Origin of the sequence: Larkinella humicola (genome assembly GCF_008727875.1) — a bacterium.
Lineage (GTDB): Bacteria > Bacteroidota > Bacteroidia > Cytophagales > Spirosomataceae > Larkinella > Larkinella humicola.
In genome coordinates this window covers 202119-221328 of record NZ_VTWS01000007.1, presented here as the reverse complement: position 1 = coordinate 221328, position 19210 = coordinate 202119, and the positions used below count along the sequence as shown (strand labels likewise).

The following is a 19210-nucleotide window of genomic DNA, read 5'->3' as shown; positions in this document are numbered from 1 at the left end:
AACATGCAAAACGAACCGAAGAAGCACAAAGGACACAGAGAGAGGTCGCCGGTGCGATTTTCTCCGTGGTCTCGGTGCTTTCCCGGTTCGTTTTGGATCTAACGTAAAGAATTACAGCGAGTTGCTCGTGTCTTCTTCAACCGTGCGCCATTGCAGTTTCCCTTCCAGAAACTCATCCGTTGCCACCGTAGTCGGTTTGGGAAGACGTTCGTAGTATTTTGAAATTTCAATCTGCTCCCGGTTTTCGAACACTTCTTCCAGGTTGTCGACGGCCGACGCAAATTCTGAAAGTTTGTTGCTCAGTTCTTCTTTCATTTTGCTCGAAATCTGCCGCGCCCGTTTTGAAATGATCGATACTGATTCGTACAGATTACCTGTTGCGGCCGCAATTTTATCGGTATCGCGGGTGATGATCGAAGGATTATTTGCCATAGTTTTTTGGTTTTCTCAACTCGGTTTTCAGCCGCCGAATGCTGGTAAATTCGGACAACTGTTTAGTGATTAATTGGCCGTCGTCGCAGTGACTTTGGCCGGTTTCTGTTGCTGATTCAATTTTTCTTTTTCCTGATTGGCGATGGTTTCCAGTTCCTTGCGGCTGTCTTCATACATCCGCTCGGCTTTTTTTAGATCCGGGCTTTTCGGGAACTTGTCTACCAGTGCCAGGTAATAGGTCACCACTTCCTGATGCCGTTCTTTCAGCTTGTCGGCAAAGCTGTTTTTTGCCAGGTTGTATTGCGCATCGACGCGCAGATAGGCCAGTTCTTCGTTGTATTTCGAATCCGGGTATTCGCGGAGAAAATTGGTAATGGAAACCACCGACGACCGGTAATTGGCAATGTTGGCGGCACTGGTCTTGTAGTATTGCTTGGCTTTATCGTAGGCCTTCAGTTCCAGCTTGTCGCGCAGAACGGCGATATACTGGGTACATTCCTGCCGAAAAGGGCTCTGCGGGTGGGCATTGATAAAGTCCTGCAAAGCGGCCATGGCTGTCAGCGTATTGGATTGATCCAAATTGTAGTTCGGCGAATCTTTGTACAGCGAAAGCGCGTAGAAATACATCGCTTCGTGGGCGTAATCGCTTCGGGCAAAGGTTTCGTAAAATTGCTTGAAGTGAAACGACGACAACTGATAGTTCTGCTGCTGGTATTCGCAGTGAGCCCGGTAAAACTGAGCCATTTCCGATTCCGTGCTTCCTTTCAGAATAGGGATCAATTCTTCAAACAACAGGCCCGCCCGGTAAAATTCTCCTTTTTTAAAGTACGTGACGGCCGCCTGATATTTTTGATCATCGGTTCCCGTTTTCTGTAATTTCTGAAATGGGCTGCATGACGTAATCAACACCAACAACACAACCGCTAATGTACCTGCTTTCAAACAATGCTGCATAAGGATGCAAAATTAATAAAAATCTCTGTAAGACTAACGATCATTCCCTGTAAATAGTGCTGACGTTGAGGGGGCTGGCAGGCAAAAAAATAAGCAGTAAACAGAAAAACTGCCTACTGCCTATCAAACTTTATATCGATCGTCATTGATGACTGACCATTAACTTTTTGGTTGCGATTTTCTGTCCTTCCAAAGACAGTTGATAAAAGTACATCCCGGAATTCATTTCGCTGGTTGCAATCCGGATTTTTCGCTCATTCCGATCCAGAACATACTCTTTCACCTGAGCACCTAACACATTGTAAAAGATGAGTTTCGCGTCTTTTACCCCACCGAATATCTGGTAATCGATTTCAGCTCTTTCATTGGCCGGATTCGGGTAAATATTCGATACCGTGATCCGGTCACTGGCGTACATCCAATCTTCAATTTTCCGGGTTTCTTCCGCCGACACCCGGGCTTCCGGTGCAGGCAAGTTGCCGGTATCCGAACTGGCTGTGCGAGCCGGGGTTTTACCCGCCGAGGTGTGCAGAAGTTGATTGCGATAAAATTGGTTGATGGCCGTATTTTTCTGAGCGGTGACACCACGATCCAGACTGGAAACGCTGGGATGCTTCAGGAATGGGAAGTTGCGGGAATGAATGACACGGCTTGTCGGTGCGGGTTTTTGCCCCAACTCCAACCGACTTTTGGGCTTGCTGCTATCGCTCTGAGCCAGTAGGCTCTGCGATACCAGAAGTGCCAATCCAGTTAACCAGGCATATAAACGTACAGGTTGTTTCATATAATTTCATTCGGTAACTGGGTGGATATAATACCCCATCACAAACATATTTAAAAAAATGAGAAAGTCAACGACCACTTCCTCAAAAAATTGCAATTCAATCCCTTTTTTGTCAGTTAGAACCGAATGGTACCCCAAAGGTTTAAAACAGATTCAAAAATTTATTTTGTAAACCGCTGGACACCTAATCAGTTACCGGTTTTCCGGACCGGTTTTTTATTAAGTTCTCTTTCCAGATCGCTTTCTTCTACCGGCGCTGGCGTGGTACGGAGCGCTGGTTTTGTAATGGTATTTTTCGAGTTTTCGGTCGATAAGCTGTCCAATGGTTTCACTTTCTTCTCCGGGCTGGCAACGGTCGGGTTTTTCGTGATTTTCGGTGCCTCAGATGTTTTTTTCAGCGGTACACTTTTTACGGCCGCAGTGGTAGCACTATCAACGGGCTGAACGGCGGCCGTTTTCACTTTTTCAATTTCCTTTTTCGGTTCAACCGTCGGAACGGGGGCGGGCTTGTTCACCGAAACCGCTTCTTTGACAGTTGTGGATTCCACGGTGTTTCCGGACGTTTTCCGAATCAACCCTTTCATTTTTGACTCGTTTACCGGAACTTCCCGTTTGGTGGTAGCTGATGCTTCGGGCAGAACGGCTGTTGCCGCTTTTTTTACCGATGTTGCACTTAAAACCGTCGTCGGTGCGGGTGCTGTTTCCGGTAAACCCAGGATGCGGGCTTTGGTTGGTTTTTCGGCCATCCGCCAGTTAAAACCATCCAGTTGTTTGTCAGCGTCTTTCAATTCCTGCGGAGGAACCAATTTGGAGTCCGGCTGGCCATAAAAACTAATTTTGTTGACCTTACGGTCCGCAAATCGGATCGTCATTTTACTGCACAACACCCGGTTCATACCCACCATTTTATTCTTGTCATCGACGGCAAAATACAGACTCTCCCCGTTGCCTTCAACCACCACATGATCGATGTCAGATCGGTCACTTTTCCGGTCATACGCAAAATAGCTGGTTAGTGTCCGGCCTTTCACCTGGTTAAAATTGAGCAATGTATCTTGTGATATGACGAAAGAATGGCCCCGAAGTAACATTTTATGGATGCGATTATTTTTCATCAATGCCGTTATCGAGTCACCTTCCATCTGATAATTCGTGCTCCAGACTATGGGATCCTTGAAAAAGTAGATGGTAGAGTCTGCTGTTTCATACACGATCGAGTCACATTTGCTCTGCAAATCATTCTTGAAAACCAGCACATTTCGCTGGCCGATCAACCGCCGGTACGTCGAATCCGTGTTGGTCTTCCCCTTTTTGTATTTCGGATTGGGGAGTTCAAACGACCAGAGGGTATCTGCCCGCATAAACAGCGTATCCGAACGTGAAATGCTCTTGACCAGGGCGTGTCCAATCATGCGGGCTACACCGGCTTTTCGGTTGTATCGACCAAAATCGCCCGTCAGAATGGTTTGATCTCCCTTCGCAAAAAGAACCACATTGCCACGGGCGGTATAAAAATCGTTGGCGTTATTCCCAAACAACGTATCGCCCGTCAGCGTATATTTCTCCGTTTCAATGGTGGCCCGGCGCTGGAAGTTCGACAGGCGCGAGACGGTATTGTAATCACCGTCTTTGGCAAGCAGCGTTCCTTCCTTGCTCACAATTTTGGTTGGCCCCTGAAACGTGGCGATTTTACTCAACGAGTTGTAAAGCAACGAATCAGCGGTCAGCGTATACTGCGGGTTGACCAGTTTGACATTCTCATGAAACGTAAACAGTTTCGTCCGCGTGTCGTAATAACCTTCCCGGCTCGTCAGAATATTCTCCCGATCAACAATCCGGCCTTTCACCGGATAATGAGCGATTCCGTTGGCCATGTCGTAATCCAGCCGACGCGTGGTCAGTGTCATTTTCCGGTCTTTCAGTACCACCGTTCGCCCTGTGACGTTGGCTTGCCGACTGGCCCCGTAATAGAACAAAGTATCTCCCTTGACACTCAGTGTGTCGCCCTGAATCATCCGTACATTGCCGTAAGCTTCAATGACGTTGGTGGTCAGATTCTGAACCGCCCGGTCGCAAAACATCAGCGTATTATTGTGCAGAAGCTCAACGTTACCGGTCAGTTTACGAATCTCTTCGGTTCCCGATTGCAGGCCTTCCAGTTGGTCGGCCCGTTTCAGAATCACAATATCGGTTGCGCCCCCCGCTGCCGGATTGCTAATCTGGGCGTTTGCCGTACTGACCAGCAAAACCAGGAGCAGGACAAGGAGTTTGTGGACCACTTTATTGCTATAGACGCTTGTTTTATTCAAAGGGTTGCGATGCATGGAAAAAAATTTTCTAACGAATCGAAACTGGGATTACGCCGATTAAATGATTAACTAGGAATACTTTTCTACTGAACCGACGCAACGGATTTCAGACCATTTCGGGTACAAAATTATGGCTTTAACGCGAAACCGGGCGATAGAACACCAGTTTTTAAGCTTTATTAACAGAGAACAACTTTTTAACCAAACTGATTGCATCCTGCTGACGGTTAGTGGTGGGCTGGATTCGGTGGTCATGGCAGAGTTGTTTCGAATGGCAGGGTTTCAGTACGGGATCGCCCACGTCAATTTTCAGTTGCGCGGGGCCGAATCCGATGAAGATGAGGCCTTTGTGAGAGCCCTCGCGGAGCGGCATAGCGTCCGGTTTCATACGACCCGTTTACCGGCAAAGCAGCAGGCCGAAGAGCAGGGGATTTCGACGCAGATGGCGGCCCGGCACCTGCGGTATGCGTGGTTTGAGCACCTGGCGGAGGAGAACGGCTATGCCGGTATTGCAACGGCTCACCACCAGGATGATGTTTTGGAAACGATCCTGATCAACCTCGTACGCGGTACGGGCCTGACCGGATTGCGGGGCATTCCCATTCGGCAGGGGCGCATCATCCGGCCACTCTGGTTTGCCGATCGTGAAACCATTGGCGACTATGCGCGGGAAATGGAATTGGTTTGGCGCGACGACAGTTCCAATGCGTCCGACAAATACCGCCGAAACCGCCTTCGCCATCAGGTGATTCCCGTTTTGAAAGAGATGAACCCCAGCCTGTTGCAAACCCTCCCAACCACCGTTGCGCGCTTGCAATCGGCGGATGAACTGATTGATGAGGAAATGCGCCGGTCGTGGGAAATCATGGCCGAAAACCGTCCGGAAGGCGTTTTTCTTTCGATTCAACAACTTCTCAACCAGCGGGAGTGGGCTTTTCGGTTGTCCGAATGGCTGAAACCGTACGGTTTTCAGTATGTTCAGATGGATGCCCTTGCTGAAGCCGTTCGGGGGGACGGTTTTGGGCAAAAATTTGCATCGGCGACTCATCAATTGCTTCGCGATCGTGACTATCTAGTCATTTCAGCATTACAATCCGTTGCGAATCAGGAGATTTGGTTCAATAACGTGCCGTCTGGCGTTGTGTCTATTTTTGATCACTTTTGTTTACGATTCGAAATCATTGAGTCGTTAGCCGGTTTCCAGATCCCACCCAATCCGGATATCGCCTGCCTGGATGCAGACCGGATTTCCGGGCCGTTGACCATTCGGCGGTGGCAAACCGGAGATCGCTTCCAGCCGCTCGGCATGAAAGGCAAGCTGTCGGTTGGCAATTTTCTGACCAATCGGAAAGTCTCCCTGACCGACCGGCGTTCTGCCTGGGTCGTCGTGGCGGGTGATGCCATCGCCTGGCTCATCGGATACCGGCCCGACGACCGGTATCGCGTGACCGATCAGACCCGAAAAATTCTGAAAATTGAGCGTCTCCTTGTCGGATAACAATCCCTTTATTTTTTAAAAACCGTTTTCTTTTTTTGTCAACGGTTGCTAAAAGATACGATTTCAATACGTATAAATGTGATGTACAAACAATTTTTGGCATTCATTTTGATGCTTTGGATGAGTAACCCTTTCAATTCACTATGAAATACGTACGATTGTTCCTGCTGAGTGCCATCCTGAGTATTGTGGCGTTGGCCGTTCAGGCGCAAAGTGCGCGACTGAAGGCGGCTAACAAACAGTTTGAGAATCTGGCTTATGTGAATGCGGCCCGGGCGTATGAGGATTTTTTGCGACTCGACAAAAAGAAAGATCCCGCTGAAGTGCAGGAGGCTTACACCAAACTGGGCTATAGTTACCGCGCGTTGCAGGATACTAAAAATGCCGAACGAATCTACGCCGATTTGATCCGGGAATTTCCCGAAACCGACTCCAAAAATTACCTTTACTACGCCCAGGCACTGGCCGCCAATGGCAAATACCGCGATTCGCAAAAACTATACAGCAAATATGGAGAAAAACAGAATGAAGACTTGCGGGGCCGGAAATTTACGGTTTCCTACATGGACATGAACCGGTTTTTTCAGGATTCCTCTTCCTATAAAGTGGAATTTCTGCCGGTCAACTCCCGCCAGGCCGATTTTAGCCCGATGTATTACCAGAACGGTTTGGCTTTTGTATCAGCGCGCGACGAAACGGGACCGGTCAAACGGGTTTTTGGCTGGAATCAAACCCCGTTTCTGGACTTGTATTTTTATCCTGATACGGCTGAACTGCAAAATAATGCAGAACTCGCGGCCCGGGCGGCTTCGCTGGGTGGAAGTAATGCGACGGCTGACGCGGTTGAGCTAGCACCCGTGGAAGAAAAGTCGCTTTCCAAAACCGAATTGTTCAGCCGGACGCTCAACACGAAATACCACGAGGGGCCGATGACTTTTTTCAAAGACCAGAGCCGGATCATTTTCACCCGTAACAACACCGCCAAAGGGAAAGGCGGAAAAAGTAACGATGGCATTCGGAAACTGAAATTATACATCGCTGAAAATGCCAAAGGGAGTTGGCAGAAGGTCGAGGAACTTCCGTTTTGCAGCAACGATTATTCGGTCGGACATCCGGCTTTATCACCGGATGATACCAAACTGTATTTTGTGTCGGATATGCCGGGCGGTTTTGGCGGAACCGATATTTATGTGGTCGAGTTCAAGGACGGGCAGTGGTCGTCGCCGGTGAACATGGGCAAGGAAATCAATACGGAAGGCAACGAGATGTTTCCGTTTGTTGACGAAAACAGCAACCTCTACTTCTCCTCGGACGGTCATGAAGGGTTGGGGGGGCTCGACCTGTTTTATGCTGAACTGCGGGAAGGAATCGCTTTTAAAGGTGTTCAGAATATGGGGTATCCCATTAATTCGGAAAAAGACGACTTTGGCCTCATTACCACCAAAAACCGGACGTCCGGGTATTTCAGCAGCAACCGGAAACGGGGTGTCAGTGACGACAATATTTACAGTTTCCGGCGAACCTGCAAGCAACTGAACATTTTTGTTTATGATGCCAAAACCAGTGAACCCATCGCCGTGGCCGATGTTCGGGTGATCAAAGCCGGGGTGAATCAGGATTTGCGCTTTACCGGGGTTGATGGGAAAACCGGTTTTTGTGTCGATGCCAATGTCGATTACGAGTTTAAGGCCATTAAGGAAGGGTACTCTCCCAACAGCATCCGGTTTTCGACGATGACGCAATCGGAAAGGCCGGTGATGACGGTGTCGATCTACCTGGAAAAAAGTGAAAATACGCTGGTGAAAGGAACGGTGAAAACCGAAGTAAACCAGCAGCCCGCACCGGGCGTGACGGTGACCTTGCGGAATGATAAAGACAAATCGGAACAGCAAGTCGTGACCGGAACGGATGGCAAATATGAATTCGAAATGAAACCAGGGGCTCCCTACACGCTGACCACGCAGAAAAACCGCTATACAGCCAACAGTGAACAAATCCCGAAAATGAAGGCTGGAAAAAATCCCAAGCTGATTGAAAAACAGCAGGGGATCTATGGTGAGGGCGATGTATTTGAGCTGAAAAACATCTATTATGACTACAACAAGTTTTTCATTCGCCCGGATGCCGCCCGGGAACTGGATCATTTAGCCGTTCTTTTGAAAAAATACCCGGAAATGAAAATTGAACTCCGGTCGCACACCGATAGCCGCGCCAACGATGCCTACAACCTGCAACTGTCGACCTACCGGGCCAGAGCCACGGTCGATTATCTGGTTAACCATGGGATCGACCCTTCAAGGCTGGATGCTCAGGGGTATGGTGAGACTGAAATCCTGAATGGCTGTACCGACGAAGTTGCCTGTCCCGAAAGTAAACACCAAAAAAACCGACGAACAGAGTTTAAAATTGTATCGGTTCAGTGAAGAAACTCAAAAAAAACGTTCCTGAACATTCCGTCAGATTCTTTTGACACGTACAGTGGTCAGGACTCAAATCAACGTTCCGCCGTCCGCGTGAAACAAACTGCCTGTACAATACGCCGATGCGTTGGAGGCAAGAAACAGGGCTAGTGGGCTGATTTCGTCGGTGGTACCCATGCGGGCGATGGGCAAGCGGTGCGTAAAATGAGCCAGAATCGCTTCATCCTGCCAGAGCGCCTGACTAAATTTGGTTTTGATCAGGCCGGGGCAGATGGCGTTGACGCGGATGTTGTCGGGCCCCCATTCTTTGGCCAGAACTTTGGTCAGCATGTTCAGACCCGCTTTGCTAACGCTGTACATGCCCAAACCGGGGTCGGGCGTTTCGCCGGCAATGCTGCTCATCATGATGATGCTGCCACCGCCCCGGGCTTTCATTATCGGATATACCATTTTACTGAGCTCAAAAGGGGCCTTGACGTTCACCTGCATGATTTTATCGAAAGCGGCCAGATCGCAGTCAATCGTCGGTCCGAAAATGGGGTTGGTAGCTGCGTTGTTGACCAAAATGTCGATTCCGCCATATACCTCCACGGTTTTATCGACCAGGTGCCGGAGCTGGTCGTGGTCGCCGGCATGGGCGGCAATGCCGCAGGCTTCTCCACCGTCTTTCCGGATTTCGGCAACGACGCCGTCGAGGGAACTTTGCCGACGGCTGCTAATCACGACTCTGGCACCGAAACGGGCAAAGATGCGGGCAATGTCCTCGCCAATGCCTTTGCTGGCTCCCGTGATCAGTGCCACTTTGCCGTCCAAACCAAAAACGGATTTCTCCGCGTCATTTCCGGGTAGTTTTGCCATATTTGACCGTATCTTGTGGGGGATCGGGAAAAGCCTGCCTGCAAACTATCTTTAAAATTGAACAATTCAAAAATAAGGTAGGATAGTTTTAATGACGGGAAAGGTAAATTGTATACGAGAGATTTGCCTATTTTCGTTGCCATAAAGAAGAAAGAACCAACCACCGTTCTGCGATGACCCAAAAATCTACGGATTTGCCTCCTTTTGCGCGTTCCTGGCGCCAGTTATACAGCATTGTCATTGGCAGTTTGCTGCTCGAAATTATCTTGTTTTACGGATTTATGCGGTATTTTTCATGAGCAGTCTCGATTGGCTCATCCTGGCTGGCACACTGGCGATCATCATTGTTTATGGGGTGGTTCGCAGCCGGGGAAACCGCAATATGGGCGATTACCTGCTGGCCAACCAGTCATTGCCGTGGTACCACGTTTGCCTGTCTGTGATGGCCACCCAGGCCAGTGCCATTACGTTTCTCTCCACGCCTGGGCAGGCTTTTACGGACGGGATGCGGTTTGTTCAGTTTTATTTTGGCCTGCCGCTGGCGATGGTGGTGCTTGCCGTCACGTTCGTTCCCATTTTCCACCGGCTGAAAGTTTTTACCGCCTACGAGTACCTCGAATCCCGGTTCGACGCCCGGGTTCGCGTCTTTACGGCTTTGCTCTTCCTGCTGCAACGCGGATTATCGACGGGCCTTTCCATCTACGCACCATCCATCATTTTGTCGACCATTCTGGGGTGGAACATCTTCTGGACCAACATCATCATGGGCGGCATTGTGCTGGTGTATACCGTGACGGGTGGCGCCAAAGCCATTTCCTATACACACCTCCAGCAAATGCTGATTGTTACCGTGGCCATGTTTATTGCGGGCTGGATGACGGTGCATCTGCTTCCGGCGGATGTCGGTTTTATGGATGCGCTGGAAGTGGCCGGAAAAGCCGGGCGGCTCAATACCATCGACCTCAAATTTGACCCCGACAGCCGCTACAATCTTTGGTCCGGACTGATTGGCGGTTTTTTCCTTCAACTGTCTTATTTCGGTACCGATCAGTCGCAGGTGGGGCGGTATCTGACGGGTCAATCGATTGGGCAAAGCCGGTTGGGGTTGCTGGCCAACGGAATGTTGAAGGTTCCGATGCAATTTTTGATCCTTCTGGTGGGTGTGCTGGTATTTGTATTTTACCAGTTCAACCCTTCCCCGGTTTTTTTTAATAAAGTAGAGACCGATCAACTGCTGAAAAGCCCGTATGCGGATCAATACCGGCAGTTGGAAACGGAACACCAAACTATTGCGGCCCGTCGCCAGAAGGCGGTTTTGACTTTAAACAAGGCCCTTTCCGAAAAAAACGACGCTTCTGTTGAACAAACCAAGGCGGTAATCCTGAAAACCGATGAAGAAGCCAAAGCGGTGAAGGGGCAGGTGGTCAATCTGATTAAAAAGAACAACCCGGTGGGCGATACGAGTGATGTCAATTATGTTTTTCTCCGTTTCGTTCTCGACTTTCTGCCCCACGGGTTGATTGGATTACTGATTGCCGTTATTTTCAGTGCGTCGATGGGGTCGATTGCCGCGGCCTACAGTTCGCTGGCTTCCACCACCGTGGTCGACATTTACAAGCGACTTTTTTGCAAAGACTATTCCGATGGGCATTATTTGAAGGCGTCAAAGGTGGCGACCATCATTTGGGGGGTGTTCTGCATCATTGTGGCCCAATTTGCCAGCAAGCTGGGGAGCATGATCGAAGCCGTCAACATCCTGGGGTCACTTTTTTACGGCGTTATTCTGGGGATATTTTTGGTGGCTTTTTATTTCAAATCCATAGGAGGGAAGGCCACCTTCTGGGCCGCCGTGATTACCGAGGGGCTTGTCGTCTGGTGCTGGCTGGCTGAACTGACCGCATTTCTGTGGCTGAATGTCATCGGTTGCGTCCTGTTAATCGGAATTGCCTGGTTACTGGAACAGGTTGTGCCTACGCAGAAAACGGTAACTCCCTCCTGATTTTTAGGGCTAAAGACGCTCTCTGAGATACGCCAAGAGCATATCGAGTGTCAGTTGCATACGACCCTGTCCGACTTTTAAACTAGCCACATCGGTTTTCAATCCGGCGACATCGGTTTTGATTTCGGCAACGTCGGTTTTCAGTCCAGCGACGTCGGTTTTCATTTCGGCCACATCACCTTCTATTCTATTAAGCCGGTTGTTAACCTGGGCAAATTCCTACTTGACCGTGACGGTCAGATTGGCTAAACCCCGGGCCACACTCTCGATGGCTTGTCCCTGCTCAATGGCGAGATGTTCTAGTTGTTGAATACGGACGCGTTCAGTTGGCATATCCAAATATGCTGAAAACTATCCTTGGGGTGTATAGTTGTATGTAAAAATAAAAACCGCTTTCAATTTCAATGATTGAAAGCGGTTTTTATGAGTATTGTTTGTCAAAAGCTTATGCTTTTTTCTTCTTGCCTTTCAGGGCTTTAGTGTCCACTGGAATCAGTGCCTGGTAATCGGAAACCCCTTTTTGAATGCCGTCTTTGTAGAATCGGAAAACCGGGTCATTGGACGCTTCACCTACCGTCAATGCCTTTTGAGCCAGCGGTAATGCCTCGGCTACCTTGCCCATTTTTGACAGGATTTGGGCTTTAATCCACAGGTTCGAATAGGTTTGTTTCAGCCCGATCGACTTATCGGCCCACGCCAGCGCCTGGTCCAGATTGCGGTTTTTGGAAAGGTTCCAGTTGGCGGCCGCTTGCAGAATACCGGCATCCTCGGGTTTGTCGGCAACGGCTTTCTCGACGTTAGCCTGCGCATTGGCCAGCACGTCGACTTTGAGGTTGGCGATGGCCCGCGTATCTGCCCAGTAGAAGTTTAAATTGGCGGTGCTATCGGTCAGGTCGCTGATGTCGATGGTGAACGTTTCGCGGGGGCGGGAGACTTTTTCTGCTTTTATTTGCACCCGAATGGCATCTTCTTCTTTTTTGTATCCGTTCGGAATGCCTTCTTCCGCACTGGCGGTCTGGTTTTTATTAAAGATCAGGGTCCAGTCGTTCTGGTTCGGGATGGTAAATACCGAATAAGTACCGGCAGGCAATTTCTGGCCCTGCACCATGACATCGGTAGTCGTTTTAAAAGTGGTTGCGCTATTGGCACCGGTCCGCCAGAGCTGGCCGAATGGCGCCAGGGGTGTTTGTGCACCCAGGGCTGCGCGTCCTTTCAGGCTGGGCCGGGAATAGGTTATGGTAAAATCAGTGGTTCCAACCGTCTGGATTACTGTTGCACCCGGGCTGGCTTGCGGCAATTTAATCTGGGCGATGGCAAGCTGGGCAACCAGCGTCAGTGTGGCTAGAATGGAAATTTTTTTCATAGTTTCAGTTAATTGTATGTCGTAGTAAAATCAGGACGAAATTGCAGTTTTTTCTCTTCATTGCCAACTTGAATATCAAATATGCACCGTCAACCCTTGCTAGACTTGTTAAAGCACCACCAGCCTTTCGACGAAGATGAAAGGACCATGCTGGAACACAGTATTCAATTCGTCAGGAACCATCCCAACTGCTTCGAGCGGCAACTGACCATCGGCCATGTGACCGGTTCGGCCTGGATCGTCAGCCCCGACCGCTGGCAGGTGGTTCTTCTCCATCACGCCAAACTCGACCGCTGGTTTCAACCCGGCGGACACGCCGACGGTGATCCGGATCTTCTCGGGGTGGCACTGCGGGAAGCCGAGGAAGAAACCGGTCTTCGGGATCTGAAAGTGGTGAACCGGGCTATTTTTGATGTGGATGTTCATACGATTCCCGCGCGAGTTTCAGAGCCTGAACACCTTCATTACGATATTCGGTTTTTACTGGAAGCCACAACAGACCAACCATTTGTACAGACAGCAGAAACGAAGGAGGTTCGTTGGGTAGATGTGCGTGAAATTGGCAAATTGACGACTGAAAAATCGATAATTCGGATGAATACAAAGAAAAAATAGAATAACGAAAAGTGTAGTTATTATTTGTGGTGTTATATTGGCAACGGAAACAACTTTATTGTTTTCCCGGTACAACAAAACCACAGCTCCCATGAAGACGATATGGAAGACCTGTCTGGGTCTGCTGGCGATAGCTTTGGCTATGCCGGCGACTTCACAGGATAAAGTGAAACGAGACCCTACGTATTCGACAGCGAATTACAAACATCCAAATAAGGCAAAAGCAGCCCGCGAATGGGAACCCGAGTCGGGGATTACCTTCCGAATTCGGAAACGCCAGCCGCAGAACATTGCCAGCTACCGCGAACAGCAACGCCGGGGCGGCCTTGGAGACCCGGCCATTGCCATTCCGGCGAAACCCTCGATGGCTAACCGAAATTATAAGCAGCAGAATTTAATGGTCAGCCCTCCACCGGCCAACAAACCCGAAGTTGCCAACCGGGCTGAAACCGAAGAAAGCGTTGGGAATTAGAATGAACCGTCCGATCCAGGCCACCTCCGAAACGGGGTGGCTTTTTCTTTAAACCCTGAGCCTGCTCAAGCGGTTATGCTTGTAACAGGAGAAACGGGAAATGAATACAGACGTTGTCTTATTTCTCTTGTCTATTTTCTCATTTCTCCCTTTTATGGACGTTCACTCTCAGGAACCTTTTTGGCTGTTGAAAAACGGCTTATTACACACGTATCCATCTCTACGCCAACCCATTTCCTGCGATGTACTCATTGTGGGGGGCGGCATCACGGGTTCGCTCATGGCCTATTCCCTCGTTCAGGCGGGTTTCGATACCGTTGTGATCGACAAACGGGATGTGGCAACGGGCAGCACTTCGGCCAGCACGGCCATGCTGCAATACGAAATCGACACTGCTTTGCACGAGCTGATTCCAATGATTGGCGAGGAGGGGGCCATTCGGGCTTACGAATCGTGCCGGGATGCCATCGGTAAAATTGACCAATTGGTCAGGAAACTCAAAAGCCGGTCGGGTTTCAAACAAAAGAAGAGCATTTATCTCGCGGCCATCCCGGACGACGAAGAATTTCTGCGGAAAGAATATGAATCCCGCCGGAAACACGGTTTTAAGGTGGAGTGGCTCAACCGGGCCAGTCTGCGGAAACGGTTTGGACTGGCGGCCGTTGCGGCCATTTGTTCGTCTGATGCCGCCGAGATCGACGCCTATCATTTCGCCCATGATCTGCTACGGGCTTCCGTTGCCAAAGGCTTACGGGTTTTTGATCACGTTGAAATCAAGGCCACGGATTATGAACCCAACGGCGTTCGGGTGTTGACCACCGATCTGGCGTTGATCGAAACCCGGAAAGTGGTGTATTGCACCGGGTACGAAGCGCAGGAAATGCTGCCGGAAAAAGTGGTCAAATTGAAAAGCACCTTCGCCGTTGTGAGCGAACAGCTGGCCGAACTTCCTCCGGAACTGCGGTCGGTTTTGCTCTGGGACACGCAAAGTCCCTACCTCTATTTGCGGACTACCGACGACAACCGAGTATTGGTCGGCGGGGGAGACGAACCGTTCAAAAACGCGTTGCTGCGCGATAAACTGATTGACCGGAAACGCGAAATGCTGACCGAAAAAGTGCGGCAATTATACCCGGATCTGCCGTTTATTCCGGATCTGGCGTGGGCGGGTACCTTCGGTGAAACCAAGGACGGTCTTCCCTACATTGGCGAACACCCGGCTTTTCCGCACAGTTATTTTGCGCTCGGCTTTGGCGGCAACGGCATCACCTTCAGTGTGACGGCGGCTGAACTGATTCGGGATGTGTTACAGGGCAAAAAAGCCGATGAATTGCAGTGGTATCGGTTTGGCCGTTAACGCTCAGTGCATTACTTTTTGATAATAAAGCCGGAAATTGTCGTCATCGAAGCAAACAAACTGAATTTCCCGGATCGACGTTTCCCGTTGCGCAAGAAAATTCCGTACGGTTTCGATGGCAATTGGGCTGGCCAACTCTTTCGGGAAACCGTAGATTCCGGTGCTGATGTTGGGAAAGGCGATGGAATGCAAACCGTGTTCCGTCGCAATTTCCAGCGATCGGCGGTAACAACTAGCCAGCAACTCCGGTTCACCGTTGGTGCCACCCTGCCAGACCGGGCCAACCGTGTGAATGACGTAGCGGGCTGGCAAGCGGTAACCTTTGGTCAGTTTCGCATCGCCGGTTTGGCAACCGTTTAGCGTGCGGCATTCGGCCAGAAGCTCCGGTCCGGCCGCCCGGTGAATCGCTCCATCGACACCTCCTCCACCCAGCAGACTCGAGTTGGCGGCATTGACGATGGCATCGACGGTGCATTTTGTAATATCACCCTGAACAACTTTCATACCTCAGTATTTCATCAACTTCACGGTTCGTTTGGCACTTTCGCTTGAAAGCGTTAGGAAATACAGCCCGGGCGATAAGCTCAGTGACTGCAATGAAAAGTTGGCAATCCGATCGGACGAATATTTATGTTGCCACACCACCTGACCCGCCGAATTGGTCACCATCGCATCAATGGTCTGATTCAACGGGATTTCATTCCACTGCACCATCAGCCGGTCGGCGTTGGTGAACGGATTGGGGTAAATCAGCAGTGAATACTCATTGGCAGCAATGGCCGAAGCCCGTTCAAAGTTGGGAATACCGTACCCTAATTCATTATTGGGCTGGCTAAACTGACTGCCCGACTGGCGCAGGCAGGCAATCACCTGTTGGGCGGTCAACCGGGGGTTGGCTTGCCAGAAACCGGTTGCTAAAGCCGCGACGAGGGGAGCGGAGTAGGACGTTCCGCTTCCGGTGGAAACAACACCGACCGGCGAACCCAAAACCGTACCGGATCCCAGGGCAACCAAATCCGGTTTGACGCGACCGTCGGCGGTGGGACCAAATGAACTGAACGATGATTTGACGCCATTCCGGTCCACGGAGCCAATGGCCAGAACCGTTGGCACATCGGCGGGGGCGCCAATGTAGCGCCAGGCGTCATTGCCCTCATTTCCAGCGGAATTAACCACCAGCATACCGGCTTCAGCGGCCCAGCGGGCGGCCCGGCTGACGAGCGTCGTTTGGCCGTTTAGATCATTGTAGGTATGACTTTGCGTCGGATCGTCAAAGGTGGTGTAGCCCAGGGAGGAGTTGATGACATCGACCCCGGTACTGTCGGCATACTCGGCCCCGAACAGCCAGTTGGCTTCTTCAACCGGCGTTTCGCTGGCAGCATCCTCGGTTCGGAGCAGGAGGTAAGAGGCCTGATAGGCCGGGCCTACCAACTGATTGGCCTGATACCCGGCCATGATCGATAACACATTCAGGCCGTGGGAGTCATCTTCGTAAACGCTGGTTTCTTTCCGGACAAAATCGTAGGTACCAACAACGCGGTTTTGCTGGAATAATGGGCTTAGAAACGGTACCTGGTTGGCATTCCGAAAACCGGCATCCAGAATGGCGACCAGCATGCCTTCGCCGTGGTAGCCCTGCGCGTGCATTTTATCGACGCCAATCTGGATCAACTGCTCGCTCGAAATACCGTAGACGCTCGGATCGGCCTGTTCGAGTTTGTTCTTTTGGGGATTGGAGGTTAACTGGGCATAGCCAACCCGGGCGTTGCCGATGGAACGGTTGCTCTCGACGCCCTGCACAAAGGCCAGCGCCCGAATCGTGGCCAGATTGGCCTCGGTCGTTTCGACCAAAACGGCATTGGCCCAACGCGAACTGAACCAGATTTTAGCCCCGGTTTGCTGAAGGGCGGAAACGTAAGCCGGATTGACGGGCAGGTCTTTTTCCTGCACCAAAATGCCCTGTTTGCTCCGTCGCTGAATGGCTCGTTGAGAAAGGAATTGCTCCGGTCGGCTGATCGAGTAAGGCGTGTTGGCTTTATCCTTCAGCAGAATCAGGTATTTGCGGGTTTGGGCCTGAGCCGACAAGCCACTGATAACCAGAATAAGCAGGGAAAGTACGGTTTTTTTCATACGTCGATTCAGGATATAATTTTCATCCCACCTTTTTTCAGGAAGGACAAGCTGCCACTTACTTTAATTCAATAGAGCCCTCGTACGTTTTGGGTTGCGAATACAGGGAGATTCCCAGCAATTTCCACTGCAAAGTCCCTATTACCGTATACGCGTATTCCTGGTCTGTTGTTGCATGAGCCGAAATTGAAATGGGCTCCCAATTGAAACCAGTAACTGAACCATACCACACCGAATTGGCTTCAACAGGTACGGTTTGGTTTGACGATTTTTTGACCCCGTACGAAACCGTCAATTCGATTCGGGAAATCCAGGTTTTATCAATCCTGGCATGGGCGAATTTTAAACCGCCTGGTATAATACTATCTCTCGGAACGTAAGTCCACTTTTTTACATCCGGATTTTCACGGATACCCACACTTTTTTTGCCTGAATTAGTGGTAAAAGATAAAAGCCCAAACGTGAAAATAACGGCAGCGTACAGTCCAATTCGTTCTTTTAGTAAGCGAGCGGCCTGAAAACACAGGATAATGAAATAAACGCCTAACGCAATATTCAGTAAAGTCCAAATCAGGTACAACATAGGCTGGGTGGATCACGGCAACAGCTTTTCGGCTATCGACGTGTTTGGTTTGACGTACAAAGTTGCACGGTTTTTTAATCTCATCCACGCTCAACTGATTTTTCCTCTTTCTTCTGATTAACCAGACTGAATCCATTTTGTTGAAAAAGTACGGACAATCGGACAACCGCCTGATTCAGAACGGCAAAAGAGATCCTGGTATTGCAAGATATAAATGGTTTCAAGGAAAACAAATCAGCCGAAAACAGGAGGGGAGTTTCCGATTTACCAGCACCATAACCGTTAAATAATCCTTTCTGAACGTATATAGGAACGGTATGCTTTCTTGCGGGTATCCTGAAAATCTAAATCCTGCTTCGTACATGAACGTACTGTTCTGTGGCTTGCTTTTATGCAGCCTCCTCGGTTTTGCCAGAAAACCTGAAATTGCCCCCAAAGCACCCTTCACGGGAATGACGACCATCACCTGGATCGGTTTTGATAAGCAAACCAGCACATCCCCGGTTCCCGTTGGCGTTACCAACCTTGCGATGCCGTCTCTGGTATATCCGAAGAAAATAGAAGGCCAAAATATTTTCTATCAGGAAGTTGTGCTGGTCAACCCAACGTTCAAGCCTGCCAATCCGATTACCAAACCACCCACGCAGGGAAACTGGTTTGTCCGTCGGCAGGTTCTCCGGGTCAAAGATGGAAAAACTGACGTGTTGCAAACGACAAACCTGGCGATCAACAAAAATGCTGCCGCCACCAGTCTGGCTGATTTGCCGATTTCGATCAATGCAACCCACGTCGAATACCGGATCGGGCGAACCGAAAAGGTGATTGGCAAGCTCAAACCCGGCGAAAAAACGCCAAAAATAAGCACGACCGAAGTGTATCCACACGATGCGGTCCGGGTCGCGATTCCCATGTCGGCGATTTTGGCAAACACCTGTTCGGTAAAATTTCAGGTCATCAGACCGATTCCGTGCGAGTTTCAAACCGTCAGGTTCCAGATTCTGGGAAAAAATGGAAACGTGCTGTACGAGACCAGCGAAGTTAAAGGCGCACCGATCAAGATTGCCGATCAGGAAGCCAAGAAAACCGTAGGACCCAATGTGTTTTTTGACGCCAGATGGATTGTCAAACGAATCCACAAACCGAATTATCCGGTTAAGGATGGCTACCAGGTGATGTGGGGGCAGTCGGGATCTGATTTTAACGCTGAAGTCGATTCGCGACCTCCAATGGTAACGGGTCTGCAACTCGACGAAACCGTGGGCAAGGAATTTACCATTCCGGTTGAACTCATGCGGGCCTCCACAACCGGCGGTTTTGCGGGGAGTATGCGGGAGTTGTTACTGGAAAATGATGTGACGAAAACAAAATTTCCTGTTAAGACGCAGGCCCCGGCCGCTCCCCGGTCCGATTGCTACATTCAACTGAACTGGTAAGAA

Annotated in this window: 18 protein-coding genes; 8 read left to right on the top strand and 10 right to left on the bottom strand. The window is 50.1% G+C overall.

Features of this window, described 5'->3' with window-relative positions; genetic code table 11:
- Nucleotides 1-111: 111 nt before the first annotated feature.
- From F0P93_RS24955 to F0P93_RS24940, 4 genes are all read right to left on the bottom strand, one after another.
- Nucleotides 112-432 carry a DNA-directed RNA polymerase subunit omega gene (locus F0P93_RS24955; RefSeq protein WP_150880455.1) on the bottom strand — a complete coding sequence of 107 codons (321 nt, stop codon included), beginning with the start codon at nt 430-432 and terminating at the stop codon, nt 112-114.
- A 69-nt stretch (nt 433-501) separates the two neighbouring features.
- Nucleotides 502-1386, bottom strand: a complete 885-nt coding sequence (locus F0P93_RS24950; protein ID WP_150880454.1) for an outer membrane protein assembly factor BamD — start codon at nt 1384-1386, stop codon at nt 502-504.
- A gap of 142 nt (nt 1387-1528) precedes the next feature.
- Nucleotides 1529-2170 (bottom strand): T9SS type A sorting domain-containing protein, encoded by a 642-nt coding sequence (locus F0P93_RS24945; RefSeq protein ID WP_150880453.1) that lies wholly within the window; start codon nt 2168-2170, stop codon nt 1529-1531.
- 188 nt (nt 2171-2358) lie between these two features.
- Complete coding sequence (locus tag F0P93_RS24940; RefSeq protein WP_225309631.1) at nt 2359-4479, bottom strand: OstA-like protein; 2121 nt, start codon at nt 4477-4479, stop codon at nt 2359-2361.
- A 130-nt stretch (nt 4480-4609) separates the two neighbouring features.
- Here F0P93_RS24940 and tilS point away from each other — a divergent pair, with 130 nt between their 5' ends.
- Together tilS and F0P93_RS24930 are read left to right on the top strand one after the other, a co-directional pair.
- Nucleotides 4610-5977: a tRNA lysidine(34) synthetase TilS gene (gene tilS, locus F0P93_RS24935; RefSeq protein WP_150880451.1), complete on the top strand. Its 1368-nt coding sequence runs from the start codon at nt 4610-4612 to the stop codon at nt 5975-5977.
- Nucleotides 5978-6120: 143 nt separating this feature from the next.
- Complete coding sequence (locus F0P93_RS24930) at nt 6121-8400, top strand: OmpA family protein (RefSeq protein ID WP_150880450.1); 2280 nt, start codon at nt 6121-6123, stop codon at nt 8398-8400.
- A 66-nt stretch (nt 8401-8466) separates the two neighbouring features.
- Here F0P93_RS24930 and F0P93_RS24925 read toward each other — a convergent pair whose 3' ends face one another.
- Nucleotides 8467-9255 (bottom strand): SDR family NAD(P)-dependent oxidoreductase, encoded by a 789-nt coding sequence (locus tag F0P93_RS24925; protein ID WP_150880449.1) that lies wholly within the window; start codon nt 9253-9255, stop codon nt 8467-8469.
- 173 nt (nt 9256-9428) lie between these two features.
- Between F0P93_RS24925 and F0P93_RS31915 the strand changes: the two genes are divergently transcribed.
- Together F0P93_RS31915 and F0P93_RS24920 are read left to right on the top strand one after the other, a co-directional pair.
- Nucleotides 9429-9554 carry a hypothetical protein gene (locus F0P93_RS31915; RefSeq protein ID WP_255472417.1) on the top strand — a complete coding sequence of 42 codons (126 nt, stop codon included), beginning with the start codon at nt 9429-9431 and terminating at the stop codon, nt 9552-9554.
- On the top strand, nt 9551-11254 hold the full coding sequence (locus tag F0P93_RS24920; RefSeq protein ID WP_150880448.1) for a sodium:solute symporter family protein: 1704 nt from the start codon (nt 9551-9553) through the stop codon (nt 11252-11254). Before F0P93_RS31915 ends, F0P93_RS24920 begins: the two co-directional genes overlap by 4 nt.
- Before the next feature lie 9 nt (nt 11255-11263).
- Here the strand turns inward: F0P93_RS24920 and F0P93_RS31590 are convergent, their stop codons facing one another.
- Both F0P93_RS31590 and F0P93_RS24915 read right to left on the bottom strand, forming a co-directional pair.
- Nucleotides 11264-11419 carry a hypothetical protein gene (locus tag F0P93_RS31590; RefSeq protein WP_191908914.1) on the bottom strand — a complete coding sequence of 52 codons (156 nt, stop codon included), beginning with the start codon at nt 11417-11419 and terminating at the stop codon, nt 11264-11266.
- Between the two features lie 280 nt (nt 11420-11699).
- Complete coding sequence (locus F0P93_RS24915; protein ID WP_150880447.1) at nt 11700-12617, bottom strand: DUF2911 domain-containing protein; 918 nt, start codon at nt 12615-12617, stop codon at nt 11700-11702.
- A gap of 96 nt (nt 12618-12713) precedes the next feature.
- Here F0P93_RS24915 and F0P93_RS24910 point away from each other — a divergent pair, with 96 nt between their 5' ends.
- The 3 genes from F0P93_RS24910 (at nt 12714) to F0P93_RS24900 (ending at nt 15061) form a co-directional block, all read left to right on the top strand.
- Nucleotides 12714-13232 (top strand): NUDIX hydrolase, encoded by a 519-nt coding sequence (locus tag F0P93_RS24910; protein ID WP_310588016.1) that lies wholly within the window; start codon nt 12714-12716, stop codon nt 13230-13232.
- Between the two features lie 91 nt (nt 13233-13323).
- The gene (locus tag F0P93_RS24905) at nt 13324-13704 is read left to right on the top strand and encodes a hypothetical protein (RefSeq protein WP_150880445.1); all 381 of its coding nucleotides are present in this window, start codon (nt 13324-13326) and stop codon (nt 13702-13704) included.
- Between the two features lie 154 nt (nt 13705-13858).
- The gene (locus F0P93_RS24900; protein WP_150880444.1) at nt 13859-15061 is read left to right on the top strand and encodes an NAD(P)/FAD-dependent oxidoreductase; all 1203 of its coding nucleotides are present in this window, start codon (nt 13859-13861) and stop codon (nt 15059-15061) included.
- A gap of 3 nt (nt 15062-15064) precedes the next feature.
- On the opposite strand, the gene F0P93_RS24895 is transcribed toward F0P93_RS24900, so the two are convergent.
- The 3 genes from F0P93_RS24895 to F0P93_RS24885 are packed head-to-tail and all read right to left on the bottom strand — an operon-like array spanning nt 15065 to nt 17774.
- Nucleotides 15065-15565 (bottom strand): O-acetyl-ADP-ribose deacetylase, encoded by a 501-nt coding sequence (locus tag F0P93_RS24895; protein ID WP_150880443.1) that lies wholly within the window; start codon nt 15563-15565, stop codon nt 15065-15067.
- 3 nt (nt 15566-15568) lie between these two features.
- Complete coding sequence (locus tag F0P93_RS24890; RefSeq protein ID WP_150880442.1) at nt 15569-17191, bottom strand: S8 family serine peptidase; 1623 nt, start codon at nt 17189-17191, stop codon at nt 15569-15571.
- Nucleotides 17192-17249: 58 nt separating this feature from the next.
- Entirely contained in the window at nt 17250-17774 is a 525-nt protein-coding gene (locus tag F0P93_RS24885; protein ID WP_150880441.1) for a hypothetical protein, read from the bottom strand.
- Between the two features lie 362 nt (nt 17775-18136).
- On the opposite strand from F0P93_RS24885, the gene F0P93_RS24880 reads away from it, so the two are divergent.
- Nucleotides 18137-19207 carry a hypothetical protein gene (locus F0P93_RS24880; RefSeq protein WP_150880440.1) on the top strand — a complete coding sequence of 357 codons (1071 nt, stop codon included), beginning with the start codon at nt 18137-18139 and terminating at the stop codon, nt 19205-19207.
- Nucleotides 19208-19210 lie beyond the last annotated feature (3 nt).